Origin of the sequence: Segatella copri, assembly GCF_003465495.1 — a bacterium.
Classification (GTDB): Bacteria; Bacteroidota; Bacteroidia; order Bacteroidales; family Bacteroidaceae; genus Prevotella; species Prevotella copri_G.
Genome location: NZ_QSAV01000021.1, coordinates 17452 through 43718, shown reverse-complemented (window position 1 = coordinate 43718; position 26267 = coordinate 17452). Strand labels below are relative to the sequence as shown.

At 42.8% G+C, this 26267-nt stretch carries 24 protein-coding genes and 5 tRNA genes; 3 read left to right on the top strand and 26 right to left on the bottom strand.

The genetic code is table 11. The features are described from left to right. Positions 1 to 8 precede the first annotated feature (8 nt). From rplW to DWV53_RS07695, 26 genes are all read right to left on the bottom strand, one after another. Entirely contained in the window at positions 9 to 302 is a 294-nt protein-coding gene (gene rplW, locus DWV53_RS07820) for a 50S ribosomal protein L23 (RefSeq protein ID WP_006848834.1), read from the bottom strand. Between the two features lie 17 nt (positions 303 to 319). After that, the gene (rplD, locus tag DWV53_RS07815) at positions 320 to 949 is read right to left on the bottom strand and encodes a 50S ribosomal protein L4 (protein ID WP_022122146.1); all 630 of its coding nucleotides are present in this window, start codon (positions 947 to 949) and stop codon (positions 320 to 322) included. Continuing rightward, positions 949 to 1563 (bottom strand): 50S ribosomal protein L3, encoded by a 615-nt coding sequence (gene rplC / locus DWV53_RS07810; RefSeq protein WP_022122145.1) that lies wholly within the window; start codon positions 1561 to 1563, stop codon positions 949 to 951. The genes rplD and rplC overlap by 1 nt, the downstream gene beginning before the upstream one ends. Positions 1564 to 1582: 19 nt before the next feature. Continuing rightward, a complete protein-coding gene (rpsJ, locus tag DWV53_RS07805; RefSeq protein ID WP_006283658.1) occupies positions 1583 to 1888 on the bottom strand; it encodes a 30S ribosomal protein S10 in 306 nt (101 codons plus the stop codon). Positions 1889 to 1998: 110 nt separating this feature from the next. Continuing rightward, the gene (gene fusA, locus DWV53_RS07800; RefSeq protein WP_118152787.1) at positions 1999 to 4113 is read right to left on the bottom strand and encodes an elongation factor G; all 2115 of its coding nucleotides are present in this window, start codon (positions 4111 to 4113) and stop codon (positions 1999 to 2001) included. A 27-nt stretch (positions 4114 to 4140) separates the two neighbouring features. After that, a complete protein-coding gene (gene rpsG / locus DWV53_RS07795; RefSeq protein ID WP_006848838.1) occupies positions 4141 to 4617 on the bottom strand; it encodes a 30S ribosomal protein S7 in 477 nt (158 codons plus the stop codon). 182 nt (positions 4618 to 4799) lie between these two features. Further along, positions 4800 to 5180 carry a 30S ribosomal protein S12 gene (rpsL, locus tag DWV53_RS07790; RefSeq protein WP_006848839.1) on the bottom strand — a complete coding sequence of 127 codons (381 nt, stop codon included), beginning with the start codon at positions 5178 to 5180 and terminating at the stop codon, positions 4800 to 4802. A gap of 243 nt (positions 5181 to 5423) precedes the next feature. Further along, complete coding sequence (locus tag DWV53_RS07785; protein ID WP_118152785.1) at positions 5424 to 5750, bottom strand: DUF3467 domain-containing protein; 327 nt, start codon at positions 5748 to 5750, stop codon at positions 5424 to 5426. Positions 5751 to 5981: 231 nt separating this feature from the next. Further along, positions 5982 to 10316, bottom strand: coding sequence for a DNA-directed RNA polymerase subunit beta' (gene rpoC, locus DWV53_RS07780; RefSeq protein WP_118152783.1), 4335 nt, complete (start codon positions 10314 to 10316; stop codon positions 5982 to 5984). 31 nt (positions 10317 to 10347) lie between these two features. Next, positions 10348 to 14160, bottom strand: a complete 3813-nt coding sequence (rpoB, locus tag DWV53_RS07775; protein WP_022122142.1) for a DNA-directed RNA polymerase subunit beta — start codon at positions 14158 to 14160, stop codon at positions 10348 to 10350. A 110-nt stretch (positions 14161 to 14270) separates the two neighbouring features. Next, positions 14271 to 14648 carry a 50S ribosomal protein L7/L12 gene (gene rplL / locus DWV53_RS07770; RefSeq protein WP_006848843.1) on the bottom strand — a complete coding sequence of 126 codons (378 nt, stop codon included), beginning with the start codon at positions 14646 to 14648 and terminating at the stop codon, positions 14271 to 14273. Between the two features lie 56 nt (positions 14649 to 14704). Beyond that, complete coding sequence (gene rplJ, locus DWV53_RS07765; RefSeq protein WP_117586710.1) at positions 14705 to 15223, bottom strand: 50S ribosomal protein L10; 519 nt, start codon at positions 15221 to 15223, stop codon at positions 14705 to 14707. Between the two features lie 18 nt (positions 15224 to 15241). Beyond that, positions 15242 to 15934 carry a 50S ribosomal protein L1 gene (rplA, locus tag DWV53_RS07760; protein WP_117586709.1) on the bottom strand — a complete coding sequence of 231 codons (693 nt, stop codon included), beginning with the start codon at positions 15932 to 15934 and terminating at the stop codon, positions 15242 to 15244. 21 nt (positions 15935 to 15955) lie between these two features. Continuing rightward, complete coding sequence (gene rplK / locus DWV53_RS07755; protein ID WP_006848846.1) at positions 15956 to 16396, bottom strand: 50S ribosomal protein L11; 441 nt, start codon at positions 16394 to 16396, stop codon at positions 15956 to 15958. A gap of 58 nt (positions 16397 to 16454) precedes the next feature. Next, positions 16455 to 16997, bottom strand: coding sequence for a transcription termination/antitermination protein NusG (gene nusG / locus DWV53_RS07750; RefSeq protein ID WP_118152781.1), 543 nt, complete (start codon positions 16995 to 16997; stop codon positions 16455 to 16457). Positions 16998 to 17009: 12 nt separating this feature from the next. Beyond that, positions 17010 to 17198 (bottom strand): preprotein translocase subunit SecE, encoded by a 189-nt coding sequence (gene secE, locus DWV53_RS07745; RefSeq protein ID WP_006848848.1) that lies wholly within the window; start codon positions 17196 to 17198, stop codon positions 17010 to 17012. Between the two features lie 16 nt (positions 17199 to 17214). After that, a tRNA-Trp gene (locus DWV53_RS07740) sits at positions 17215 to 17287 on the bottom strand. Between the two features lie 63 nt (positions 17288 to 17350). Further along, a complete protein-coding gene (gene tuf / locus DWV53_RS07735) occupies positions 17351 to 18547 on the bottom strand; it encodes an elongation factor Tu (protein WP_117586707.1) in 1197 nt (398 codons plus the stop codon). A gap of 68 nt (positions 18548 to 18615) precedes the next feature. Next, a tRNA-Thr gene (locus DWV53_RS07730) sits at positions 18616 to 18687 on the bottom strand. 14 nt (positions 18688 to 18701) lie between these two features. Continuing rightward, a tRNA-Gly gene (locus DWV53_RS07725) sits at positions 18702 to 18774 on the bottom strand. Between the two features lie 13 nt (positions 18775 to 18787). Continuing rightward, positions 18788 to 18869, bottom strand: a tRNA-Tyr gene (locus DWV53_RS07720). Between the two features lie 18 nt (positions 18870 to 18887). Further along, a tRNA-Thr gene (locus tag DWV53_RS07715) sits at positions 18888 to 18961 on the bottom strand. 99 nt (positions 18962 to 19060) lie between these two features. Continuing rightward, the gene (gene hpf, locus DWV53_RS07710; protein WP_022122138.1) at positions 19061 to 19360 is read right to left on the bottom strand and encodes a ribosome hibernation-promoting factor, HPF/YfiA family; all 300 of its coding nucleotides are present in this window, start codon (positions 19358 to 19360) and stop codon (positions 19061 to 19063) included. A gap of 22 nt (positions 19361 to 19382) precedes the next feature. After that, the gene (gene xerA / locus DWV53_RS07705) at positions 19383 to 20267 is read right to left on the bottom strand and encodes a site-specific tyrosine recombinase/integron integrase (protein WP_181992449.1); all 885 of its coding nucleotides are present in this window, start codon (positions 20265 to 20267) and stop codon (positions 19383 to 19385) included. A gap of 80 nt (positions 20268 to 20347) precedes the next feature. Further along, positions 20348 to 20539, bottom strand: coding sequence for a 30S ribosomal protein S21 (gene rpsU / locus DWV53_RS07700; protein WP_006848852.1), 192 nt, complete (start codon positions 20537 to 20539; stop codon positions 20348 to 20350). A 137-nt stretch (positions 20540 to 20676) separates the two neighbouring features. Then, the gene (locus tag DWV53_RS07695; protein ID WP_181992448.1) at positions 20677 to 22464 is read right to left on the bottom strand and encodes an aminopeptidase P family protein; all 1788 of its coding nucleotides are present in this window, start codon (positions 22462 to 22464) and stop codon (positions 20677 to 20679) included. 247 nt (positions 22465 to 22711) lie between these two features. On the opposite strand from DWV53_RS07695, the gene DWV53_RS07690 reads away from it, so the two are divergent. The 3 genes from DWV53_RS07690 (at position 22712) to DWV53_RS07680 (ending at position 26245) form a co-directional block, all read left to right on the top strand. Next, positions 22712 to 23704, top strand: coding sequence for a malate dehydrogenase (locus DWV53_RS07690; protein ID WP_117586705.1), 993 nt, complete (start codon positions 22712 to 22714; stop codon positions 23702 to 23704). A gap of 220 nt (positions 23705 to 23924) precedes the next feature. Next, complete coding sequence (locus DWV53_RS07685; protein ID WP_118152775.1) at positions 23925 to 24779, top strand: DUF3737 family protein; 855 nt, start codon at positions 23925 to 23927, stop codon at positions 24777 to 24779. Between the two features lie 263 nt (positions 24780 to 25042). After that, positions 25043 to 26245 (top strand): MalY/PatB family protein, encoded by a 1203-nt coding sequence (locus tag DWV53_RS07680; RefSeq protein ID WP_022122133.1) that lies wholly within the window; start codon positions 25043 to 25045, stop codon positions 26243 to 26245. The last annotated feature ends 22 nt before the right edge of the window (positions 26246 to 26267 follow it).

Genomic DNA, 26267 nt, shown 5'->3' with positions numbered 1-26267 from the left:
TTTTTATTTTAAATATTGCTGTAAAAATCAATTGTATCGCCCTCCTTAAGAGTAACGATTGCCTTCTTGAACGCATTCTTCTGACCCTTAACAAGACCAGCCTTTGTATAACGGGCAGAGCGCTTGCCAGCGTAACGAATAGTGTTCACGTCAACTACTGTAACATTATACAGACTCTCAACTTCCTTCTTAATCTCGAGCTTATTAGCCTCAGGACGAACAACGAAGCCATAGCGGTTAGGCTGCTTGTCTGTAATCTTGGTCATCTTCTCAGTAACCAATGGTTTGATAATAAATGCCATATTCTAATATCTCCTTTTTACTTTGTTAAGATTTGGTCGATAGTCTCGAGCGACTTTTCTGTAATCACTACAACATCAGCATTCAAAACTTTATACGAATTGACGTTTGATGCGAGGATAACTTCAGCACGCTGCAAGTTACGAGCAGACAAATATACATTTTTATTTGATTCTGGCAAAACAAAGAGCACTTTTTTGCCCTCAATTTTAAGATTCTTAATAATACTTAAGAATTCTTTAGTCTTTGGAGCCTCAAATGTAAAGTCTTCCAACATTACAATTGCGCTTTCCTGTGCCTTATAAGACAGAGCAGACTTACGAGCAAGAATCTTTACTTTTTTGTTGAGCTTGAAGCGGTAATCACGTGGTTTAGGACCAAAAACGCGAGCACCACCTACGAGTACAGGTGAGTTAATATCACCACGGCGAGCACCGCCGCCGCCCTTCTGACGACCAAGCTTACGAGTAGAACCGCTCATCTCGCTTCTCTCCTTAGACTTAGCTGTACCCTGACGCTGGTTAGCGAGATACTGCTTTACGTCAAGATAGAGAACGTGATCGTTAGGCTCAATGCCGAAGACTGCATCATTAAGAGCTACCTTGCGGCCGGTCTCCTGACCTTTGATATCTAATACGCTAACTTCCATTATTTCTCAATTAAAACAGTTGAACCTTTGCATCCAGCGAAAGAACCCTTAACAATAAGAAGATTCTGCTCTGGAATTACCTTTAACACCTGAAGGTTCTGAGTCGTAACTCTGTCACCTCCCATTTGGCCGCCCATGCGCATACCCTTGAATACCTTTGCAGGGTAAGAACAAGCACCAATAGATCCCGGCTTACGAGCGCGGTCATCCTGACCGTGAGTAGACTGACCTACACCACCGAATCCGTGACGCTTAACAACGCCCTGGAAGCCTTTACCCTTTGATGTACCAATTACATCAACGAACTTGCAATCGTTGAAGATTTCAACTGTAATTGTGTCACCGAGGTTGTACTCCTCATCAAACTTGAACTCGGCCAAGTGCTTCTTAGGTGTTGTGCCTGCCTTCTTGAAGATTCCCATCATAGGCTGAGAAGTACGCTTCTCCTTTGCCTCTTCGAAACCTAACTGATAAGCCTTGTAACCATCCTTTTCTACAGTTTTCACCTGGGTTACAACACAAGGACCTACTTCGATAACAGTGCACGGAATATTCTTACCGTCGGCACTGAAAACGGATGTCATTCCGATTTTCTTTCCAATTAATCCTGGCATTTCAATTTAATTTAAATAATTAGACTTTGATTTCTACTTCTACACCACTTGGCAATTCAAGCTTCATCAAGGCATCAACTGTCTTAGCTGTTGAGCTGTAGATGTCAATGAGACGCTTGAAATCTGAGAGCTGGAACTGCTCGCGAGACTTCTTGTTAACGAAAGTACTGCGGTTTACAGTAAAAATACGCTTGTGTGTTGGCAATGGAATAGGACCACTAACGATAGCGCCTGTTGCCTTTACAGCCTTCACAATCTTCTCAGCTGACTTGTCAACCAACTGGTGGTCGTAAGACTTCAGCTTAATTCTGATTTTCTGACTCATTTTAAAATTAAGTTATTATTATATGAATTATTTAGTCTAATGGAAGAAGAGGTACGCTGCTTAAGAGTCATTCGCTAAGCAGCGCCTCATCTTACCGTTATTCTTTGTTATTAAAGAAGTTCTGCGTGACCCTTAACCTCCTCCAACACAGCCTTAGCAATTGTTGAAGAAAGAGGTGCATGATGATCGTACTCCATAGAACTTGTTGCACGACCAGAAGTGATAGTACGCAAAGCTGTTACATAACCGAACATCTCAGCCAATGGAACCATTGCCTTTACGATGCGAGCACCGCTACGACCTTCTTCCATACCCTGAACGAGACCACGGCGCTTGTTCAAGTCACCGATTACGTCACCCATGTTCTCTTCTGGAGTAACAACCTCTACCTTCATGATAGGCTCCATCAAAACTGGACCAGCCTTAGGGCAAAGTACCTTGAATGCCTGATGTGCTACCAACTCGAATGACAACTGGTCAGAGTCAACTGGGTGGAAGCTACCATCGGTCAAAGTAACCTTCAAACCTGTCATTGGGAAGCCACCGAGTACACCATTTGACAAGCAATCAGCGAAGCCCTTCTGTACAGATGGGATGAATTCCTTAGGAACGTTACCACCCTTAACCTCGTTGATGAACTGCAAGTCGCCTTCCTTGTAATCCTCGTCCTTAGGACCGATGGTTACATCGATACAAGCGAACTTACCACGACCACCAGACTGCTTCTTATAAGTTTCACGGCTCTGAGCAGTCTTAGTGATAGCCTCCTTGTAGTTAACCTGAGGCTTACCCTGATTACACTCAACCTTGAACTCACGCTTCAAACGGTCGATGATGATATCCAAGTGGAGCTCACCCATACCAGAGATAATTGTCTGACCGCTCTGCTCGTCTGTACGAACTGTGAAGGTTGGATCCTCCTCAGCCAACTTAGCGAGACCATTATCCATCTTAGCGATGTCTGCCTGGCTCTTTGGCTCTACTGCGATAGAAATCACAGTATCAGGGAATGTCATAGACTCCAATACGATTGGGTGTTCCTCGTCACAGAGTGTATCACCTGTACGGATATCCTTGAAACCTACACCTGCACCGATATCACCAGCATCGATAGACTCCATTGGGATTTCCTGCTTAGAGTTCATCTGGAACAGACGGCTGATACGCTCGCGCTTGCCAGAACGTGGGTTGTAAACATAAGAACCAGCAACGACCTTACCTGAGTAAACGCGGAAGAATACCAAGCGGCCCATGAATGGGTCAGTAGCAATCTTAAATGCGAGAGCAGATGTTGGTTCATCCTCAGATGGTTTGCGATCCTCTTCCTCCTCTGTATCAGGGTTAGTACCGATGATATTTGGAGTATCCATTGGTGAAGGCAAGAATGCACATACATAGTCGAGCAATGGCTGAACACCCTTGTTCTTGTATGAAGAACCGAGCAACATTGGGCAGCACTCCATAGCACAGCAACCCTTACGGATTGCAGCAAGAAGCTTTTCTTCTGGAATATCCTTACCATCGAGATAAAGTTCCATAACCTCATCATCGAAGTTTGCAGCACCCTCAAGAAGCTTATCACGCCACTCAGCAGCCTCGTCAGCCAAGTCTACAGGGATATCCTCTACATCATACTCAGCACCCATAGTTTCATCGTGCCAAAGGATAGCCTTCATCTTGATGAGGTCAACTACACCTTTGAAGTTCTCCTCTGCACCAATAGGAATCTGAATAGCAATTGGATTAGCACCCAAGATATCCTTCATCTGCTGAACTGTCTCGAAGAAGTTAGCACCAGAACGGTCCATCTTGTTTACATAACCGATACGAGGTACATTATACTTATCAGCCTGACGCCATACTGTCTCAGACTGTGGCTGAACACCATCAGCTGCAGAATATGTAGCAACAGCACCATCAAGTACACGGAGAGAACGCTCAACCTCAGCAGTGAAGTCTACGTGTCCCGGAGTATCGATCAAGTTGATCTTATAAGACTTACCGAGATAGTTCCAGTTGCAAGTTGTAGCCGCAGAAGTGATAGTAATACCACGCTCCTGCTCCTGGGCCATCCAGTCCATTGTAGCAGCACCATCGTGTACCTCACCAATCTTATGAGTCTTACCTGTATAGAACAAAATACGCTCAGAAGTTGTAGTCTTACCAGCATCGATATGCGCCATGATACCGATGTTACGAGTCAAATGTAAATCGCGATTTGCCATTTTCTTTTAACTATATTATATATTAAATTAGAATCTAAAGTGAGCGAACGCACGGTTAGCCTCAGCCATACGATGCATATCCTCCTTACGCTTAAAAGCACCACCCTGATTATTAAAAGCATCCATAATCTCTGCAGCAAGCTTATCAGCCATAGTCTTACCACCGCGCTTACGTGCAAAAAGAATAAGATTCTTCATAGAAATACTCTCCTTACGATCAGGGCGAATCTCTGTAGGAACCTGGAAGGTTGCACCACCGATACGACGGCTCTTAACCTCTACCTGAGGAGTAATATTATCAAGTGCCTGCTTCCAGATTTCAAGAGCAGACTTTTCCTCGTTAGACATCTTAGCCTTTACAATGTCAAGTGCATTGTAGAAAATCTCATAAGATGTATTCTTCTTTCCATCATACATCAAATGATTTACGAACTTTGAGACCTTCTGGTCATTGAAGACAGGATCTGGAAGGATCACTCTCTTCTTTGGTTTTGCTTTTCTCATTTTAAATAAAACTTTTTTTTCAATTCTGCATGGGGCTGTATAATGTTCTTCAACGCTCGCACCCGAGCATTTACTCAACCTGATTACTTCTCCAGCAAAACTTATATTAAATATTTTACCCCCAACTCCCGACCTTCTCCGACCGTGAGTCTGCGGTTTTGTCTAAAATTTAAGAAGCTATATTACTTCTTTGCCTTAGGACGCTTAGCTCCGTACTTAGAACGACGCTGTGTACGATTCGCAACACCTGCAGTATCAAGTGTACCACGGACAATGTGATAACGTACACCAGGAAGATCCTTTACACGACCACCGCGAACCAAAACAATTGAGTGCTCCTGCAAGTTGTGACCCTCTCCTGGAATATAAGAGTTTACTTCCTTTGAGTTTGTCAAACGTACACGTGCAACTTTACGCATTGCTGAATTAGGCTTCTTAGGAGTTGTTGTATAAACACGAACACAAACACCACGACGCTGAGGACAAGAATCCAAAGCTGGTGACTTGCTCTTGTCTACAAGAACTCGTCTGCCTTTTCTTACTAACTGTGAAATAGTAGGCATAATTTTACTTTTTAATTTATATATTTATTTTTATTTATTGTCTTATTTCGATGTAAGCCACTACTTTATAGAGCCTTTTCGGGGTGCAAAGGTACGATTTTTTCGGCAAACTACCTAAATATTAAGGAGACTTTTAAAAAAGGAGGGTTGGTTTTAACTTTATATAACTATTAAAAACGAATATTATAAAGAAAAAGCGGAATTTAGCAGAGAATTTAGTCTTAGTATGTATGCTGTAGTACATTATGCCTCACCTTTTGGTGTGCCGAATGGAGCGATTGTACGTTCTTGCTCATCAGGCAACTCAATTTTACCGAAGGACTGCTCGTAGTTATAAATATTACTCTGCAATGCCTGGAGCAATCGCTTAGCATGCTCAGGTGCCATGATAACACGACTCTTGATCTGAGGTGCAGGCATGCCAGGAAGTGCACATGCGAAATCCAAGATGAAGTCTGAACTAGAATGTGTAATCAGTGCCAAGTTAGAGTATGTACCCTCTGCAACTTCAGGGCTGATGCCCATCTGGAACTGATTCTGCTGCTGTTGATTATTCTTATTTTCTTCCATAATTTTACTAAGTTAATAGGATTAAACTTTAAATGATAGTGCAAATTTACACATAATATCTGAAAAAAACGAATAATCTGCCACTTATTTTAAAAAAACATCATAAGACAACAGAAGATGGAATCCTGATTCTTTGCTTTTTTTCATCAGTTGCAGATAACAAAAGGGTGCGCCATAGACTTATGACGCACCCTCATTATACCTATTTATATATAGTACTCTATTCTACGATTATTCTCCTATTGGAGAATCAGCATAGTCGAGCACATTTTTCTTATTAGCCTGCATACGCTCATATTCTTCTTTAGAGCCTACGATGAGCTTATCCCACTGACGAAGACCAGTACCTGCAGGAATCAAGTGACCACAGATTACATTCTCCTTCATACCCTCAAGGTAATCAACCTTACCACGGATAGCAGCCTCATTCAAAACCTTAGTAGTTTCCTGGAATGATGCAGCACTCATAAAGCTCTTAGTACCAAGAGCAGCACGAGTAATACCCTGAAGGATCTGTGTAGAAGTTGCAGATACGGCATCACGAACCTGTACAAGTTTCAAGTCGCGACGCTTCAATGCTGAATTCTCATCACGCAATCTACGAGCCGTTATGATCTGACCAGGTTTGAGACTTTCACTATCACCACCGTCAGTAACAACCTTCTTACCCCAGATACGATCATTCTCTTCTGCAAAGTCAAGTTTATCAACCAACTCTTGCTCCAAGAAGGTAGTATCACCTGGATCGTCAATACGAACCTTACGCATCATCTGACGTACCACAACCTCAAAATGCTTATCATTAATAGCCACACCCTGAAGACGGTAAACGTCCTGGATCTGGTTAACAATATACTCCTGAACAGCGGTAGGACCCATGATGGCGAGAATATCGCCAGGAGTTACACTACCATCAGAAAGAGGAGTACCAGCACGTACAGCATCATGTTCCTGTACCAAGATCTGCTTAGAAAGAGATACAAGATACTTCTTCTGATCGCCAGTCTTAGATGTTACGATGATCTCACGGTTACCACGCTTTACCTTACCCATAGTTACCTCACCATCGATTTCAGATACAACAGCAGGGTTAGAAGGGTTGCGAGCCTCAAGAAGCTCAGTTACACGAGGGAGACCACCAGTGATATCACCTGCACCACCTACAGCACGAGGAATCTTAACCAAAACCTCACCGGTATTAATTGTCTGTCCATCCTCAACAGCCAAGTGACCACCTACAGGGAAGTTGTATGTACCAAGGATTTCACCATTAGCATCGATAACATCACAAGATGGAACCATTGCCTTATTCTTGGAATCGGTGATAATTTTCTCCTCCAAACCTGTAGTCTCATCGACCTCAGCACGATAAGTCTGATCCTTCTGAACGTCATTGAACTTCAATGTACCGGCATACTGGCTGACGATAACGGCGTTGAATGGATCCCAACGGGCGATAACGGTATCCTTCTCTACGATTTCACCCTCCTTGTGATACAATGAAGAACCATAAGGAACATTCAAAGTTGCAAGAACGATGTTTGTATTAGGATCCACGAAACGAATTTCAGCCAAGTGGCTTACTACCTTTTCGCATTTGATATCGTTTCCTTCCTCATCTTCCTCTACGAATGGTACTGTACTCAACTCATCAAACTCGATACGAGACTTATTCTTCGCAGCAATCTTAGCATTGGCAGCAGCATTAGATGCAATACCACCGGCGTGGAATGTACGGAGAGTCAACTGTGTACCAGGCTCACCAATAGCTTGAGCAGCGATGACACCAACGGCTTCACCCAACTGTACCATACGGGCCGTTGCCAAGTTACGGCCATAGCACTTCATGCAGACACCCTTTTTGCTCTCACAGGTGAGAACCGAACGAATTTCAACACTCTCGATAGGAGATTCATCAATAGCCTTTGCCTTAGCCTCGGTGATTTCTTCACCAGATTTGACAATCAGTTCACCAGTTGTTGGATGAATAACATCATGCACAGAAACACGACCCAAAATACGCTCATAAAGAGATGAAATAATCTCATCACCATTCTTTAAAGCTGTACAAACCAAGCCACGCAATGTACCACAATCCTCTTCGGTGATAATAACATCGTGAGAAACGTCTACAAGACGACGAGTCAAATAACCAGCATCGGCAGTCTTCATAGCTGTATCAGCAAGACCCTTACGGGCACCGTGAGAAGCGATAAAGTACTCCAATACAGACATACCCTCCTTAAAGTTAGAAAGGATAGGGTTCTCGATGATCTGCGCGCCCTCTGCACCAGCCTTCTGAGGTTTAGCCATCAAACCACGCATACCAGACAACTGCTTAATCTGATCCTTAGAACCACGGGCTCCGGAATCAAGCATCATGTATACGGCGTTGAATCCCTGGTCAGCTTCGGTCATCTCCTTCATCAAGATATTACCCAAATCTGTATTTACGTGAGTCCACGCATCAATAACCTGGTTGTATCGTTCCTTGTTGGTGATGAAACCCATATTATAGTTATTGGTAATTTCCTCAACCTCCTTGCGACCGCGCTCAACAATAGCTTCCTTCTCTGGTGGAATAATAATATCACCAAGGTTGAATGACAATCCTGCGACATAAGCCATACGATAACCTAAGTTCTTGATTCCATCAAGGAATTCACAAGCCTTAGCCATACCAACAGCCTTGATAACATTAGAAATCAAACCACGGAGGGTTTTCTTGGAAATCACATCATTGAAGAAGCCAACTTCATCAGGAATGATACCATTAACGATAACACGTCCAACAGAAGTTTCTACCATTCGTTTCTGGATTGTACCATCAACCAAGTCATCAACTACAACCTTAATCAAAGCATGAAGATCACATCGGCCCTCGTTACGAGCAATCAATGCCTCTTCAGGACCATAGAATGTCAAGCCCTCACCCTTTGCACCTGGACGAATCTTAGTAATATAGTAAAGACCAAGCACCATATCCTGAGAAGGAACGGTGATAGGCGCACCATTAGCTGGGTTGAGAATGTTATGACTCTGGAGCATCAGGATTTGAGCCTCCAAAACAGCCTCATTGCTCAATGGAAGGTGAACAGCCATCTGGTCACCATCGAAGTCGGCGTTGAACGCTGTACATGCCAATGGATGCAACTGAATAGCCTTACCCTCAATCATCTTAGGCTGGAATGCCTGGATACCGAGTCGGTGAAGCGTAGGGGCACGGTTCAACATAACCGGATGACCCTTCATTACATTCTCAAGAATATCCCAGATAACTGGCTCGCGACGATCAACAATCTTCTTGGCACTTTTTACAGTCTTTACGATACCACGCTCTATCAACTTACGGATGATAAATGGTTTGTAAAGCTCTGCAGCCATCAGTTTTGGAAGACCACACTCACCCATCTTCAACTCTGGACCTACAACGATTACAGAACGGGCAGAATAGTCAACACGCTTACCCAGCAAGTTCTGACGGAAACGACCCTGCTTACCCTTTAAAGAGTCAGAGAGTGACTTCAAAGGACGATTGCTCTCACTCTTAACAGCAGAACTCTTGCGTGAGTTGTCGAACAAGCTGTCAACAGCCTCCTGCAACATACGCTTCTCGTTACGGAGAATAACCTCAGGAGCCTTGATCTCAACCAATCTCTTCAAACGGTTGTTACGGATAATCACACGACGATAGAGGTCATTCAAGTCTGATGTTGCAAAACGACCACCATCCAATGGTACCAACGGACGAAGCTCAGGTGGAGTAACAGGAATAATCTTCATGATCATCCATTCTGGCTTATTAATACCTTTACTAGCACGGAAACCTTCTACAACTTGCAGACGCTTCAGAGCCTCAGTTTTACGCTGCTGACTTGAATCGTTATTTGCGCGATCGCGGAGTTCGTATGACAAAGAGTCAAGGTCTACATTCTGGAGCAACTGATAAATTGCTTCAGCACCCATTTTTGCGATAAACTTATTAGAGTCCGTATCGTCCAAAAGTTCATTGTCACCATTAGGATCATACTGGTCAAGAAGAGCCATATATTCATCTTCTGACAAGAGATCAAGTTTGTGAGAACCGTTCAATTCAAGACCATCAGCATCAGTCTTTCCCTCAAGAATACCAGGCTGGATAACTACATACTTCTCGTAGTAAATGACAGCATCAAGTTTCTTGGTCGGCATACCTAAAAGGTAACCAATCTTATTTGGAAGAGAACGGAAATACCAAATATGAGCAACAGGTACGACAAGCTCAATGTGACCAGAGCGTTCACGACGAACTTTCTTCTCTGTAACCTCTACACCGCATCGGTCGCAGACAATTCCCTTATAACGGATACGCTTGTACTTGCCGCAGGCGCATTCATAGTCCTTAGTAGGACCAAAAATACGCTCGCAGAACAAGCCATCACGCTCCGGCTTATATGTACGATAATTAATGGTTTCCGGTTTAGTAACCTCACCATACGAATTTTCCAAGATCTCCTCTGGCGAAGCGAGACCGATGGTAATCTTCGTAAAATTATTCTTTACCTTTGTATCTTTTTTGAAAGCCATGTTTCTATATATAAATTAGGGGTTCTCAAAATTAATCAAGTTTGATGCTCAAACCAAGGCCACGAAGCTCATGGAGCAATACGTTAAGTGACTCAGGAATACCAGGAGTTGGCATTGGATCGCCCTTTACGATTGCTTCGTATGCCTTGCTACGTCCTACAACATCATCTGACTTAACAGTCAGGATCTCCTGCAAAACGTGGCTTGCACCGAATGCCTCGATAGCCCAGACCTCCATCTCTCCGAATCGCTGACCACCAAACTGTGCTTTACCACCAAGTGGCTGTTGTGTAATCAAAGAGTATGGACCGATAGAACGAGCGTGCATCTTATCCTCAACCATATGACCTAACTTCAAGAAGTAAGTCATACCAACAGTAGCTGGCTGGTCAAACTGCTCTCCTGTCTCACCATCATAAAGATAAGTTGAGCAGAAACGTGGCAAGCCTGCCTTATCTGTCCATTCAGAGAGATCATCCAATTTAGCACCATCAAAGATAGGAGTAGCAAACTTTACACCCAACTTTTTACCTGCAGCACCCAAGATACACTCGAATATCTGACCAAGGTTCATACGTGAAGGCACACCCAATGGATTCAATACCATATCAACAGGACGACCGTCAGCCATAAATGGCATATCCTCCAAACGAACTACCTTAGACACAATACCCTTATTACCATGACGACCGGCAAGTTTATCACCAACCTGGATCTTACGCTTCTTAGCAATATATACCTTAGCCATCTGAAGAATACCTGATGGAAGTTCATCACCAATAGTGATAGCAAACTTACGACGCTTTAATTCAGCATCAAGTTGCTTATACTTGCGGATATAGTTCATAATAAGTCTCTGAATCAAGCCATTGGTATGCTCATCCTTAGTCCACTTATTAGACTGAACACCATCATACTCCAAATTCTTCAAGGCTGTAGCAGTAAAGGTACTGCCCTTGGTGATAATCTCAGCACCTGTATAATCCTTAACACCCTCAGAAGTCATACCTTCTGTAAGCGTAAGTAACTTGTCTACGAGGATATCCTTCAAGTCATCACCCTTTGCCTCATACTCCTCATCAATCTTAGCAAGAATAATCTTATCCTGCTTCTTTGACTCACGGGTCTTGATAGCACGAGAGAACAACTTCTTGTCAATAACAACACCGCTCAATGATGGATTTGCCTTCAATGAAGAATCCTTCACATCACCAGCCTTATCACCAAAGATAGCGCGAAGCAACTTCTCTTCTGGTGAAGGATCACTTTCACCCTTAGGCGAAATCTTACCAATCATGATATCACCTGGTTCAATTCTTGCACCAACACGCACGATACCATTATCATCAAGATCCTTTGTAGCTTCCTCGCTGACATTAGGGATATCAGATGTGAATTCCTCTACTCCACGCTTAGTTTCACGGACATCAAGAGAGTATTCGTCAACATGTACAGATGTCAATACGTCATCACGAACCATACGTTCAGAAATAACAACAGCATCCTCATAGTTGTAACCCTTCCAAGGAATATAAGCTACAAGCAAATTACGGCCCAAAGCCAACTCACCGTTTTCTGTCGCATAACCCTCAGTCAGGATATCACCCTTCTTTACACGCTGTCCCTTATTACAGATAGGACGCAAGTCGATGGTCATATTCTGGTTGGTACGACGGAACTTAGGAATACGATACTCCTTCAAAGCTGGTTCGAAGCTTACAAACTCATCGTCTTCTGTGCGATCGTAAAGGATACGGATAGTTGTAGCATCAACATATTCGATAACGCCCTCACCTTCTGCAGTAACCATAGTACGTGAATCCTCACAAACTTGCTTCTCAAGACCAGTACCAACTATTGGTGCATCATTATGAAGCAATGGTACAGCCTGACGCATCATGTTACATCCCATCAACGCACGGTGACCATCATCATGCTCCAAGAATGGAATCAAACCTGCGGATACAGAAGCAATCTGCTGTGGAGAGACGTCAACATAATCAACTTGATCCGGACCTACAACAGGATAATCAGCATCCTGACGACACTTTACTACATCACGAATGAAAGAACCATCAACAGTCAAAGGCGCATTACCCTGACCGATAATCTTAGACTCTTCATCCTCAGCAGTCAAGTATACAACATCCTCATTAGCCATATCGACCTTGCTATCATTCACCTTACGGTAAGGAGTAACAATAAAACCAAGATCATTAATCTTTGCATACATACAGAGAGAAGAAATCAAACCGATGTTTGGACCTTCAGGACTCTCAATAGGACAAAGACGACCATAGTGTGTATAATGTACGTCACGAACCTCGAAACCGGCACGCTCACGAGACAAACCACCAGGACCTAAGGCAGAAAGACGACGCTTATGAGTTACCTCAGCCAGAGGGTTAGTCTGGTCCATGAACTGTGACAATGGATTAGTTCCAAAGAAAGAATTGATAACACTAGAAATTGTCTTAGCATTAATCAAATCTGTTGGAGTAAACACCTCATTGTCGCGAACATTCATACGTTCACGGATAGTACGGGTCATACGTGCCAAACCAATAGAGAACTGGTTAGCCAACTGCTCACCTACAGTACGAACACGACGATTAGACAAGTGGTCGATATCGTCAACTGTTGCACTAGAGTTGATCAGCTGAATAAGATATTTAATGATCTCAATAATATCTTCCTTAGTCAAGACACGAACATCAATGTCAGTATCAAGATTCAATTTCTTATTGATACGATAACGACCTACCTCACCCAGATCATAACGCTTATCCGAGAAGAACAGGTTTTGGAAAACCTCACGTGCACTTGCGTCATCTGCAGGATCAGCATTACGCAACTGACGATAGATATAGTTAACAGCTTCCTTCTCAGAGTTACTTGGATCCTTTGCCAAAGTATTGAAGATAATAGTAAACTTGTTGGCAGCTTCCTCATCCTTATGAAGCAGAACAGTCTGAGCTCCACTCTCAACAATCTCCTCAATATTATCAGCAGTAAGTTCAGTCTCACGCTCCATGATTACTTCATTACGCTCGATAGATACTACTTCACCAGTATCCTCATCAACGAAGTCCTCATTCCAACTCTTCAAAACACGAGCAGCAAGCTTACGACCAATAGCAGCCTTCATATTCTTCTTGTTAACCTTCACCTCCTCGGCGAGATCAAAAATCTGAAGAATATCCTTATCCTGTTCGTAACCAATAGCACGCAACAATGTGGTTACAGGCAATTTCTTCTTACGATCGATATATGCATACATTACATTGTTAATGTCAGTTGCAAATTCAATCCAGCTTCCCTTGAAAGGAATGATACGAGCAGAATAAAGCATGGTACCATTTGCATGAACACCCTGGCTAAAGAACACACCAGGAGAGCGATGAAGCTGAGAAACAACAACACGCTCAGCACCATTAATCACGAAAGTACCATTATCGGTCATATATGGGATAGTACCAAGGAACACATCCTGAATAAATGTACCGAAATCCTCATGATCAGGATCAGTACAATACAGTTTCATCTTAGCCTTCAAAGGTACACTATATGTAAGACCACGCTCCAAACACTCATCAATAGAATAGCGAGGAGGGTCGATATAGTAATCCAAGAACTCAAGAACGAAATTGTTACGTGTATCGGTAATAGGGAAGTTCTCAGAGAACACCTTATACAAACCGTCATTCTTGCGTTCCTCAGGCGGAGTATCCAACTGTAAGAAGTCCTTGAAAGACTTTAACTGCACATCGAGGAAATCCGGATATGGATACGGATTATGCACGCTGGCAAAATTTACTCTGTTATCAACAATTTTTGTAGCCATTAGAAGTTATTAAATGGGTTTTATTAATAATATAATAAAAGACACAAAAAGGTTAGGACTCACCTACTTGGAGAATCCTAACCATTTATATAAAAAATGTATTACTCTAATTACTTGAGCTCTACCTTAGCACCGGCCTCTTCGATAGCCTTCTTAAGGTTCTCAGCCTCGTCCTTAGCTACACCTTCCTTGATTGTAGAAGGAGCACCGTCTACGAGATCCTTAGCCTCTTTCAAACCGAGACCACAAGCCTCCTTAACAGCCTTTACAACCTGGAGCTTAGCGCCACCAACCTCAGCGAGGACTACGTCGAATGTAGACTTCTCCTCAGCTGCAGCTGCACCACCAGCAGCAGGACCAGCAGCTACAGCTACAGCTGCAGCAGCAGGCTCAATACCATACTCGTCCTTGAGGACTGTTGCCAACTCATTAACTTCCTTAACAGTAAGATTTACTAACTCTTCTGCAATAGCTTTGATATCTGCCATTTTATTCTAAATTTTATTTTTGTTTATACTATAATTAATGATAACATTGTGATTGATTACTCAGGACGCTCGCCCAATGTCTTAAGCACACCATGAATAGTGTTGCTTCCTGATTGAAGAGCTGAAACAACGTTCTTTGCAGGTGACTGGAGCAAAGCAACAATCTCTGCGATAACTTCGTTCTTGCTCTTGAGAGCTGAAAGTTCTGCAAGTTTGTCTGCGCCAACGTAGAAGCTTTCCTCTGCATAAGCAGCCTTCAGTGTTGGAACACCTTCCTTGTCATATTCCTTCAACAACTTAGCTGGTACATTAGCTGTATTGGCAAACATTACAGCAGTAGTACCCTTCAAGCAGCCATAGAGCTCAGAGAAATCGATATCTGAAGCCTCGAACGCCTTGTGAAGCAAGGAATTCTTAACAACAACCATCTTAATCTCGCTCTGGAAGCACTTACGACGGAGTGCGCTTGTCTTCTCAGCATTCAATCCTGTAACATCTACAAGATAGAAATGAGGAAACTCCTGCAACTTCTGTCCAAGTTCAGCGATAATAGTATCTTTAACTTCTTTCTTCATTTTACAAAACTTTTAGAGTTATTCAACTGATTTAGGATCAATCTTGATACCCTTACTCATAGTGCTAGAAATAAAGATACTCTTGATATATGTACCTTTAGCAGCAGCAGGCTTCAGCTTGATAACTGTGTTGATGAATTCCTTAGCATTTCCATAGATCTGCTCAGGAGTCATGCTAACCTTACCGATTGAAGTATGGATAATACCAGCCTTATCAACCTTAAAGTCAATCTTACCTTGCTTAACTTCCTTTACTGCCTTAGCAACATCCATAGTTACAGTGCCACTCTTTGGGTTAGGCATCAAACCACGAGGACCGAGTACACGACCCAAAGGACCAATCTTACCCATACAAGAAGGCATTGTGATGATGACATCAATATCTGTCCAACCACCCTTAATCTTCTCAACGTATTCGTCAAGACCTACATAATCAGCGCCTGCTTCCTTAGCAGCAGCTTCCTGATCAGGAGTACAGAGTGCGAGCACACGAGTAACCTTACCTGTTCCGTTTGGCAATGAAACAACGCCACGAACCATCTGGTTAGCCTTACGTGGATCAACACCTAAGCGTACATCAATATCAAGAGATGCATCAAACTTGGTAGTGGTAATTTCCTTTACCAACTCTGAAGCCTCCTTCAATGTGTATGCCTTCCCTGCTTCAACCTTATCAGCTACTGATTTTTGATTTTTTGTCAGTTTACTCATTTTTCTAATTGAAGTTTTAAATTATTTACCAGGGAAGTCCCCTTTTACAGTAATACCCATACTTCTTGCAGTACCAGCGATGAGCTTCATAGCTGATTCTACAGTAAAGCAGTTCAAGTCCTTCATCTTATCCTCAGCGATTACCTTTACCTGATCCCAAGTAAGAGAAGCAACCTTCTGACGATTAGGCTGAGCAGAACCTGACTTGATTTTGGCAGCCTCTTTCAATTGAACTGCAGCAGGTGGAGTCTTGATAATAAAATCAAAAGACTTGTCAGTATAATAAGTAATAACTACTGGCAACACTTTACCTGCTTTGTCCTGGGTACGGGCGTTGAATTCCTTGCAGAATCCCATAATATTAATACCCTTAGAACCCAATGCAGGTCCTACTGGAGGTGAAGGATTCGCAGCGCCACCTTTAATCTGTAATTTGATTAATCCAGCAACTTCTTTAGCCATTTCTTTGTTAATATTTAAAATTGAAACTTATAAGGAATAACAATCTCGTAACAGAATCCTATTCCTTTTCTACTTGCATAAAACCTAATTCCAACGGAGTTTTACGTCCGAAAATCTTAACCGTAACTTTCAGCTTATGCTTTTCAGCATTAACCTCTTCAACGATTCCGCTGAAACCACTGAATGGACCTTCCATAACCTTAACGGTATCATTAACCAAGTAAGGACAATCAAGACTCTCCTCAAACTCAGTCTCCTCTGCAGAACCCAGCATACGATTGATATCGCGCTGTGGAACTGGTGTTGGTTCATCCAAACCTCCAAGGAAACCCAAAACATTAGGGAGGAAACGCAACGTATGCGCTACATCACCCTTCAGTTTGGCCTCCACAAAAACATAACCTGGAAGAGAGACCTTTTCTTTAACGACTCTCTTTCCATTACGCACAGTTGCATGCTTCTCAACTGGAATCAACACCTGAGAAACATTTGCTGCTAGTAAATCATTGTGCTTCATTTCAGCTTCGATGTATTCTTTCACCTTAGCTTCTTTACCACTAACGGCTTTAAGCACATACCATTTATTTCCTGCGTCTGCCATTTCCTTAAAAAATTAACCTGGATAAACTACACCCATAAAGGCTTTGAAAATAGAATCCATCGCGAACACAACAAGTGCAATGACTAGGGAAGCAGATAATACAACCATTGCACTATGAGTAAGTTCGGCACGTGATGGCCAAGTAGTCTTATGCGCAAGTTCATCGTAACATGCCTTGCAATAATTTACTATTTTATTCATATTATCTTCTATTTAGCACGGGTTGAAGGGCTCGAACCCTCGACACCTGGTTTTGGAGACCAGTGCTCTACCAACTGAGCTAAACCCGTAGATAGACTCCCTCTCCCGTAGGAGGGGAGTCTGTTATATATAGCAAATTAGATAAATCTAAATTACTTGATATCGTCGAGAATTGTTGTAATCTGACCAGAACCTACTGTACGACCACCCTCACGGATAGCGAAACGAAGACCCTCGTTCAAAGCAACCTTGTAGATCAACTCTACCTCAATCTCTACGTTATCACCAGGCATTACCATCTCAACTCCCTCTGGAAGCTTGATCTCACCTGTACAGTCCATAGTACGGAGATAGAACTGAGGACGATACTTGTTACCGAATGGAGTGTGACGGCCACCCTCTTCCTTCTTCAATACATAGATAGAAGCCTTGAAGTGATCGTGAGGAGTAATAGCACCTGGGTGTACAACTACCATACCACGCTTAACCTCAGCCTTATCGATACCACGGAGAAGCAAACCTACGTTATCACCAGCTTCACCCTCAGCAAGAATCTTACGGAACATCTCAACACCAGTAATAACTGACTTCTTGTCCTCACCAAGACCGAGCAACTGAACTTCGTCACCTACCTTGCAACGACCTGTCTCAATACGACCTGTAGCAACAGTACCACGACCTGTAATTGAGAATACATCCTCGATAGGCATCAAGAATGGCTTATCAATCTCGCGCTCTGGCTCCTGAATCCACTCATCAACTGTATCCATCAAAGCCTCAACAGACTTAACCCACTTCTCAACACCATTCAAAGCACCGAGAGCAGAACCACGTACAATTGGAGTATCCTCCTCGTAACCATACTGCTCGAGGATCTCACGAAGCTCCATCTCAACGAGCTCAAGCATCTCCTCATCGTCAACCATATCGCACTTGTTCAAGAAAACAACCAAACGAGGTACGTTTACCTGACGTGCAAGAAGTACGTGCTCACGTGTCTGTGGCATAGGACCATCTGTAGCAGCACAAACCAAGATAGCACCATCCATCTGAGCAGCACCAGTAACCATGTTCTTTACATAGTCAGCGTGTCCAGGACAGTCAACGTGTGCATAGTGACGCTTTTCTGTTTCATACTCAATGTGAGCTGAGTTGATAGTGATACCACGCTCTTTCTCCTCAGGAGCATTATCAATCTGATCGAATGACTTAACTGCCTCAGATGTACCGAGCTTCTCGTTCAATACCTTAGAGATAGCAGCGGTCAGAGTAGTCTTACCATGGTCAACATGACCAATTGTACCAATGTTAACATGCGGTTTGGTACGCACGAATTCTTCTTTAGCCATAGCTTTTCTTTTTATTTATATAAATGAATAATCTGTTCCTCTACCATCCTAAACATCTAGAACGATAGAGCTGTAACTGAGAGTTGAACTCAGGACCTCTTCCTTACCAAGGAAGTGCTCTACCACTGAGCTATTACAGCAAGTTAATATATTGAGCGGAAAACGGGGCTCAAACCCGCGACCCCCAGCTTGGAAGGCTAGTGCTCTATCAACTGAGCTATTTCCGCTTATCAAAGAAAGTGGGTAGTGATGGATTCGAACCACCGAAGGCATAGCCAGCAGATTTACAGTCTGCCCCATTTGGCCACTCTGGTAACTACCCAAACTTTTCTTTTTTCTGAGCCTCTTGTCGGATTCGAACCAACGACCCCGAGATTACAAATCACGTGCTCTGGCCAACTGAGCTAAAGAGGCAATCTTTGCAGCCGCAATACGGCTAAATTTCCATCTATCGGAAAACGGCTGCAAAGATACAACTATTTTTTGAATCAACAAAATTTTTTCGAGTTTTTTTTATCGATTCCTTGATTTTTCTTTAAATTTGGTCAATTGAACCTTCATTGAGTCCACTGCCTGGTCAATTCCTTCCTCAAAAGTGTCACATGTCTTTTCTACGAACAACTTGGTTCCAGGGACAGCAACTTCCAGATGAACTTCCTTATTCAAGGCAGTAGCAGGCTTCACGACCTTTAATTGCACCTCTACTTTCTGTATATCTTCAAAAGTTTTTTCTAACTTGGCGACTTTCTTTTCGATAAACGCCTGTAACTTCTCGGTAGCGTCGAAGTGAATCGACTGAATCTTAATTTCCATAGTTACCTCCATTTTTTAAAGGTTACGCCCGAGGATGGGCTTCAATATAAACTCGTTTCAACTGTTCAAACGTTGTATGCGTATAAATCTCGGTCGTCGAGAGTTTCGCATGCCCTAACAGTCTTTTCAAACTTTCTATTCCAGCACCATGATTCAACATTGCAGTAGCAAACGTATGCCTCAACACGTGCGGGCTTTTCTTTTTCAACGAGCAAACCCTTGCGAGGTTCTCCTTCACGATTTCTCTGACTTGAACCGGACTCATCCGTCCGCCCTTATCCGCAAGCAAAAGAGCTCCAGACCTAACCATCACTCTTTGTGCTCTTAGAGCCAAATATTCCGAAAGAGCATTTTTAAGCTCGTCACCAAAAGGAACTATACGTTGTTTGTTTCCCTTACCCGTAATCTTTATCTCTTTTTTGATAAAGTTCACATCGTCAACATCAAGTCCTATCAACTCTGACAATCGCATCCCCGTCTCATAGAACAATATTATAATAGTACGTGCGCGTACATTATTATAATCATCGCCCCACATTTTCCTGTCAAGCAACTCATCCATCTCATTTTCTTTCAAGAATTGAGGTAGCGGTTTACTTTCCTTAGGTCCTTTGAGGCTATGAGCGGGATCCGACTCCACATAATGTCTGACTAAAGCAAACCGATAGAACATTTTCAAAGCACTCAACCGGCGATTAACCGAGGTTGCCTTATTTCCTGCATCTATCATATGCTCCATCCAGTTGCGAATCATATCAGAATCAACAGATTCCCAAGTGAAGGATTCAGATAAGTTCCTAGCATACTGCTCAAAGAGTTTCAAATCTTCGCGATAGTTTTCTACCGTCCTCTGCGACCTGTTCTGTTCAGAGCGCAAATATTCCAAGAACTTATCTATACTCAACATAACGTCGTACCTTTTTCATTTCGGCAACGAAGTTACGAAAATTATTTTAAACTACCAAATTTTTTGAGGATTTTTTACTTTTATTCCTCGTTTGCACGCAACTGCTGTACGTAGATGGCGTGTTCCATCTTGAGACGCTTCAAAACAGAAGGCTTGTCATACTGCTGACGAGCACGAAGCTCCTTAACAACACCTGTCTTTTCGAATTTTCTCTTAAACTTCTTGAGAGCTCTCTCGATGTTCTCACCGTCTTTAACTGGTACAATAATCATTTTTTTTGCTTTTAATTTATTATGTTAAACTTATGTTATTCAATGCGAAATATGGCAATGCCACAATTTGCGGGTGCAAAATTACATCTATTTTATCAAACTACCAAGTTTTTCTTCAACTTTTTACTCTAAAAGGTTCATTTTATGGGTTTTGTAGCATTTTCAAGCCATTTTTTCTCCTCTTCATCAAGGAAAGGAGACAATTTTTCATAAACTGAATGATGATAAGCATTGAGCCAGTCAATCTCTTCAGGCAACAACATATCAACATCTATAGGAGTGGTATCTATAGGACAAAGAGTAAGAGGCTCTATCTGCAGGAATTTACCGAACTCAGTAGACATGTAGTCTGAAATCAGCACCGTATTTTCTATTCTTACGCCGAACTTACCTGCCAGATACAAACCAGGCTCATCCGTCAAGGTCATTCCAGCTCTCAAAGGTGTAGGCATCCACTCCATTCTTATTTGATGAGGGCCTTCGTGCACACAGAGATACGAACCTACTCCATGGCCTGTACCATGCAAGAAATTATATCCTTCACGCCACATACACTCTCTTCCTACAGCATCCAACTGTGTTCCTGATGCACCATCGGGGAATTTAACCAATTCCAACTGAATATGCGCTTTCAGAACCAAGGTATAAATATGCTTCATCTCTTCAGATACGGCCCCCAAGGCTATGGTACGGGTAATATCTGTAGTACCATCCTGGTATTGAGCTCCAGAGTCTATCAGAATCAAACCTTCCGGTTTCAGAACGACATCTGTTTCAGGAGTTGCCTCATAATGGACAATTGCTCCATGCTGCGCATAACCGGCAATCGTATCAAAAGAAATATCTCTGAACAGTTTCTGTTCGGCACGTAGCGATGTTAATTTCTCATCAATGGAAATTTCTGTTTGTCCGCCAGCCTCAACAGCAGGTTTCAGCCACTTCAAGAACTTAACCATAGCAACACCATCTTTAAGCATCGCACTACGGTAGCCCTCTATTTCTGCTTCATTTTTCACAGCCTTCATAGCCGGAATAGGAGAAGCTGCAGCAACAATTTCCTGGCATTTTACAGTTTTCCACAGATAATAGCTCGTTTCATCTCCATCTAACAGGATATTATATTCCGAATATGATTCAAGGCATTTTTCCACCTTATTATAATTATAGAGAGAAACCTGATTGTCTTGAAGATACTGTTTTACTTCAGGAGATAATTTATTATCATCCACGAAAAGAGAAACTTTATCGCTCTCAATCAACAAATAACTTACAAATACAGGATTGCAATGAACATCTGTACCTCGAAGATTCAAAGTCCAAGCAATATCATCCAAAGCAGAAACGAGCATACCATCTGCATGAAGTTCTCTCAAAGACTTACGGATACGGGCCACTTTAGAGGCTAGCGTCTCTCCAGCATATTCCAATGGTTGAATTTCTACAGGATTTGCAGGAAGCGAAGGACGATTCTCCCAAATCTGTTCCAAAGGGTCCAAATTAGTCCTAAGCGTAATTCCACCGAGTTTACGGAGAGAATAGCTTAAATCTTTAACATAATTATAAGAGTTGACCATGCCATCAAGTCCAACCTCAGGAGATTGTACATCCTGCAATTCTTTTCCCAACCATTCTGCGATAGTAGGCGTACCTTCCATTTTCAGCCTCATCAGCTGATATTCAGTACCTTCCAACTGTTCTTCCGCAGCCAGGAAGTAGCGGGAATCAGTCCATAAAGCAGCCGATTTCATTGTAACGACAGCAGTACCAGCCGACCCGTTAAAACCAGAGATCCACTCTCTTCCTCGCCAATGGTCGGCAACATACTCGCTCTGATGAGCATCTGTACTAGGGAAGATGAAAGCAGAAAGATGTTCACGCTTCATCAACTCCCTCAATCTAGCTAAACGTAATTCGATTTCATTCATAATTGTTATGCAATTTAATGTTTAACTTAACTCCAAATAATGCATTTTGCTAATTAGAGATTACAAAGATAACATTTTTAAGAATTAACAACAAATTTAAGCGCAAAAATATGCACGATTTACATTACTTTTTATTAATTTTGCGGTCGGAAAGTAAAAAGAAGGAGTTTTACAAACTTTATTCCAGATACATTCCGCTATTTTTCAGGAGAAAAAGATTATAAACATTTTAATAAGAATTGTAGTTATGAATTTTTTAACAAATGACAAACTCGTTATCGTCGGTGCAGGCGGTATGATTGGTTCTAACATGGTACAGAGCGCTTTGATGCTCGGTCTTACTCCAAACATCTGTCTTTATGATATCTTCGAGCCAGGTGTACATGGTGTTTTCGATGAAATTCAGCAGTGCGCATTCCCAGGTGTTAACGTAACTTATACTGTTAACCCAGAGGAGGCTTTCACTGGTGCTAAATATATCATTTCTTCTGGTGGTGCTCCTCGTAAGGAGGGTATGACTCGTGAGGATCTTCTTAAGGGCAACTGCAAGATTGCTGCAGAATTTGGTGACAACATCAAGAAGTACTGCCCAGAGGTTGAGCACGTAGTTGTTATCTTCAACCCTGCTGACGTTACAGCTCTTACAGCACTTATCCACTCAGGTTTGAAGCCAAACCAGTTGACATCACTCGCAGCTCTCGATTCTACTCGTCTGCAGCAGGCTTTGGCCCTCGAGTTCGGTGTACAGCAGGATAAGGTTACTGGCGCTCACACTTATGGTGGTCACGGCGAGCAGATGGCTGTATTTGCTTCTCAGGTTAAGGTTGACGGCAAGCCATTGGCAGAGATGGGTCTTTCTGACGAGCGTTGGGAAGAGATCAAGCACCACACAGTACAGGGTGGTTCTAACATCATCAAGCTCCGTGGCCGTTCTTCATTCCAGAGCCCAGCTTACAATGCAGTTAAGATGATCGAGGCTGCTATGGGTGGCGAGAAGTTCACATTGCCAGCAGGTTGCTATGTAAACTGCGACAAGTGCGGTTTCAAGAACGTAATGATGGCTATGCCTACTACTATCGACAAGACTGGTGTTCACTTCACAGAGCCTACAGGTACTGAGGAAGAGCTCGCTAGCCTCGCTAAATCTTACGAGCACCTTTGCAAGATGCGCGATGAGATCGTAGAGCTCGGCATCGTTCCTCCAGTAGCTGAGTGGAAAGAGATGAACCCTAACTTGTAATTCTCCGCTTCGGATTTTTAGAAGTTAACTCGATAAGGGCTGAATCGTGAAAATGCTTCATGATTCAGCCTTTTTTCATTTATCTTTCCCCTACAGCGACCATTTATCCCCAAATACGCCATATCGTTACATTTTTCTGTAAATCAGGTTATACGAATTTGGCATTATTTTTGTAATTTTGCACACAGAAATAACAAATAAAAAAGGATAATAGAAAATTATGGAATTGATAAAGAACAAATCATTCGGGGGCGAGCGCCCTCTTTTCGGTGCTCACGATGTGCGTTTAGAAGATATTACGATTACAGATGGCGAATCGGGCATCAAGTGCTGCCAAAACATAGAATGCCACCATTCCAAGTTTTATGGCAAATACCCTTGGTGGCATGTGGACGGTTCCCTTATCACAGACTGCTACTTCGCCCCAGAAAGCCGTTCGGCCATCTGGTATAGTGATAATATGGTGATGAAAGACTGCACCATCGATGGACCTAAGTTCTTCCGCGAAATGAAGAATCTGGATTTGGAGAACGTAAACATCACAGATGCTGATGAGACATTCTGGAAGGTAGATGGCCTGAAACTGAAGAACGTAAAGCTCCACGATGGAACTTATCCATTCATGTTCTCCAAGAATATCTATGTAGACGGACTTGAGAGCGATTCTAAATATGTATTCCAATACTGCAGAAATGTGGAGATTCACAACGCAAAGATTACAACCAAGGACAGTTTCTGGGAATGCGAGAATGTAACCGTCTATGATTCGGAACTGAATGGTGAGTATCTGGCCTGGCACAGCAAGAACATCAAGTTCGTACGTTGCCACATCAGCGGCGAGCAGCCTCTCTGCTACATGGACCATGTAACTCTGGAGGATTGCACCTTTGATAAGGAATGCGACCGTGCCTTCGAGGATTGCACCAACATCGATGCACAGATCAAGGGAAGTATCACCAATATCAAGAACCCTATCTCCGGAAGAATCGAGGCAGACGAAGTGGGAAGCGTAACATATACTGAGTTTGCCAAAGCGCCAAAGGGTGCATGTGAAATCACAGATAAATCGAAATAGTTTAAGAGGTAATTACAGAAATGACAACAATCAAGTAAATTACTTATTGTTCCCATAACTAATTATTCTTACACTTAACTGAAATCTCCGTTCATAGACATTGAACGGCCGTTCAAAAGCTTTGAATGTACGTTCAATGTCTTTGAACGGAGATTCAAAGTCTATGAACGAAGATTTCAATTAGGAGAAAAAGAGAATCATCCTATATAAATAAGAGATTTATCCTATATAGATAGAAGAAACAACATAGATAGAAAACAAATATGAAATACAATTTTGATGAAATCATCGAACGTCGTGGAACCAACTCATACAAATGGGATTTGGTGAAGGAAGACGGCGTTATTCCGATGTGGGTAGCAGATATGGATTTCCAGACAGCTCCCTGCATCATCGAAGCCCTGCAGAAACGCGTAGCTCATGGCATCTTCGGCTATACCCTCGTACCTGATTCTTATTACGAGGCAATCATCAGCTGGTTCTCCCGCCGCCACCAGTGGAAGATAGAGAAAGACTGGATTCTCTATACTTCAGGCGTTGTACCAGCCATTTCCTGCTGTCTGAAAGCCATCTGCATGCCTGGCGAAAAGGTATTGGTACAGACACCTGTCTACAACTGCTTCTTCTCCTGCATTACAAACAGCGGCTGCGAAGTAGTAGAAAACGAACTGAAACGTGTGGGCAACTGCACTTATGAGATAGATTTCGAAGACTTCGAGCGTAAATGTGCCGATGAGAAGACTACCGCCTTCATTCTCTGCAATCCTCACAATCCAGCCGGAAGAGTATGGAAGAAAGAGGAACTTGAGCGAATGAACGACATCTGTCTCAAGCACGGGGTAAAGGTCATCGCAGATGAAATTCATTGCGAGCTCATCATGCCAGGCTATCAGTATACTCCATTTGCCAGCATCAGCGAAGCTTGCCGTGACAACTGCGTAGTATTGAATTCTCCATCAAAGTCATTCAATATTGCAGGACTTCAGATAGCCAACATTATCTGTCCGGATGCAACATTGCGCCGTCGCATCAACCGTGCCATCAACATCAACGAGGTTTGTGACGTAAACCCATTCGGCGTCATCGCCCTACAGGCAGCTTACAATGAGGGAGAAGAATGGTTGGATGAATTGAACCAATATCTCTACGAGAACTATCAGGCAGTAAAGGAATTCTTCAATACCGAATTGCCACAAGTTCGCGTTACCCGCCTTGAAGGCACCTACCTGGTATGGCTCGATATCCTGCCATTCGAACTGTCAAGCGACGAGGCTTATGAAAAGCTGATGAACGATGGCAAGGTATTCGTCAACAGTGGTACGATGTATGGCAGAAAGGCTGGCCAGGGCTACCTGCGCCTCAACATCGCCTGTCCTCGCAAAACCCTGATGCAGGGTCTGATCCGCATTGCTCGGGTTCTCAGCCAGTATATGGATGAAGAGGATTTAAGCGGATGCCCTGCATAAAAGAGCGAAGAAAGAGAAAAGA

Bases quoted from the DNA above. Each gene is read 5' to 3' on its own strand.
- DWV53_RS07690 (WP_117586705.1), top strand. From the start codon at position 22,712: ATGAATTTTTTAACAAATGACAAACTCGTTATCGTCGGTGCAGGCGGT.
- rplK (WP_006848846.1), bottom strand. From the start codon at position 16,396: ATGGCTAAAGAAGTTGCTGGATTAATCAAATTACAGATTAAAGGTGGC.
- rplL (WP_006848843.1), bottom strand. From the start codon at position 14,648: ATGGCAGATATCAAAGCTATTGCAGAAGAGTTAGTAAATCTTACTGTT.
- nusG (WP_118152781.1), bottom strand. From the start codon at position 16,997: ATGGCAGACGCAGGAAATAAATGGTATGTGCTTAAAGCCGTTAGTGGT.
- rpsJ (WP_006283658.1), bottom strand. From the start codon at position 1,888: ATGAGTCAGAAAATCAGAATTAAGCTGAAGTCTTACGACCACCAGTTG.
- xerA (WP_181992449.1), bottom strand. From the start codon at position 20,267: ATGTTGAGTATAGATAAGTTCTTGGAATATTTGCGCTCTGAACAGAAC.
- DWV53_RS07695 (WP_181992448.1), bottom strand. From the start codon at position 22,464: ATGAATGAAATCGAATTACGTTTAGCTAGATTGAGGGAGTTGATGAAG.
- tuf (WP_117586707.1), bottom strand. From the start codon at position 18,547: ATGGCTAAAGAAGAATTCGTGCGTACCAAACCGCATGTTAACATTGGT.
- rplA (WP_117586709.1), bottom strand. From the start codon at position 15,934: ATGAGTAAACTGACAAAAAATCAAAAATCAGTAGCTGATAAGGTTGAA.
- rpsL (WP_006848839.1), bottom strand. From the start codon at position 5,180: ATGCCTACTATTTCACAGTTAGTAAGAAAAGGCAGACGAGTTCTTGTA.
- hpf (WP_022122138.1), bottom strand. From the start codon at position 19,360: ATGGAAATTAAGATTCAGTCGATTCACTTCGACGCTACCGAGAAGTTA.
- secE (WP_006848848.1), bottom strand. From the start codon at position 17,198: ATGAATAAAATAGTAAATTATTGCAAGGCATGTTACGATGAACTTGCG.
- rplW (WP_006848834.1), bottom strand. From the start codon at position 302: ATGGCATTTATTATCAAACCATTGGTTACTGAGAAGATGACCAAGATT.
- DWV53_RS07685 (WP_118152775.1), top strand. From the start codon at position 23,925: ATGGAATTGATAAAGAACAAATCATTCGGGGGCGAGCGCCCTCTTTTC.
- DWV53_RS07680 (WP_022122133.1), top strand. From the start codon at position 25,043: ATGAAATACAATTTTGATGAAATCATCGAACGTCGTGGAACCAACTCA.
- rpoC (WP_118152783.1), bottom strand. From the start codon at position 10,316: ATGGCTTTCAAAAAAGATACAAAGGTAAAGAATAATTTTACGAAGATT.
- rpsU (WP_006848852.1), bottom strand. From the start codon at position 20,539: ATGATTATTGTACCAGTTAAAGACGGTGAGAACATCGAGAGAGCTCTC.
- rpsG (WP_006848838.1), bottom strand. From the start codon at position 4,617: ATGAGAAAAGCAAAACCAAAGAAGAGAGTGATCCTTCCAGATCCTGTC.
- fusA (WP_118152787.1), bottom strand. From the start codon at position 4,113: ATGGCAAATCGCGATTTACATTTGACTCGTAACATCGGTATCATGGCG.
- rplJ (WP_117586710.1), bottom strand. From the start codon at position 15,223: ATGAAGAAAGAAGTTAAAGATACTATTATCGCTGAACTTGGACAGAAG.
- rplC (WP_022122145.1), bottom strand. From the start codon at position 1,563: ATGCCAGGATTAATTGGAAAGAAAATCGGAATGACATCCGTTTTCAGT.
- rpoB (WP_022122142.1), bottom strand. From the start codon at position 14,160: ATGGCTACAAAAATTGTTGATAACAGAGTAAATTTTGCCAGCGTGCAT.
- DWV53_RS07785 (WP_118152785.1), bottom strand. From the start codon at position 5,750: ATGGAAGAAAATAAGAATAATCAACAGCAGCAGAATCAGTTCCAGATG.
- rplD (WP_022122146.1), bottom strand. From the start codon at position 949: ATGGAAGTTAGCGTATTAGATATCAAAGGTCAGGAGACCGGCCGCAAG.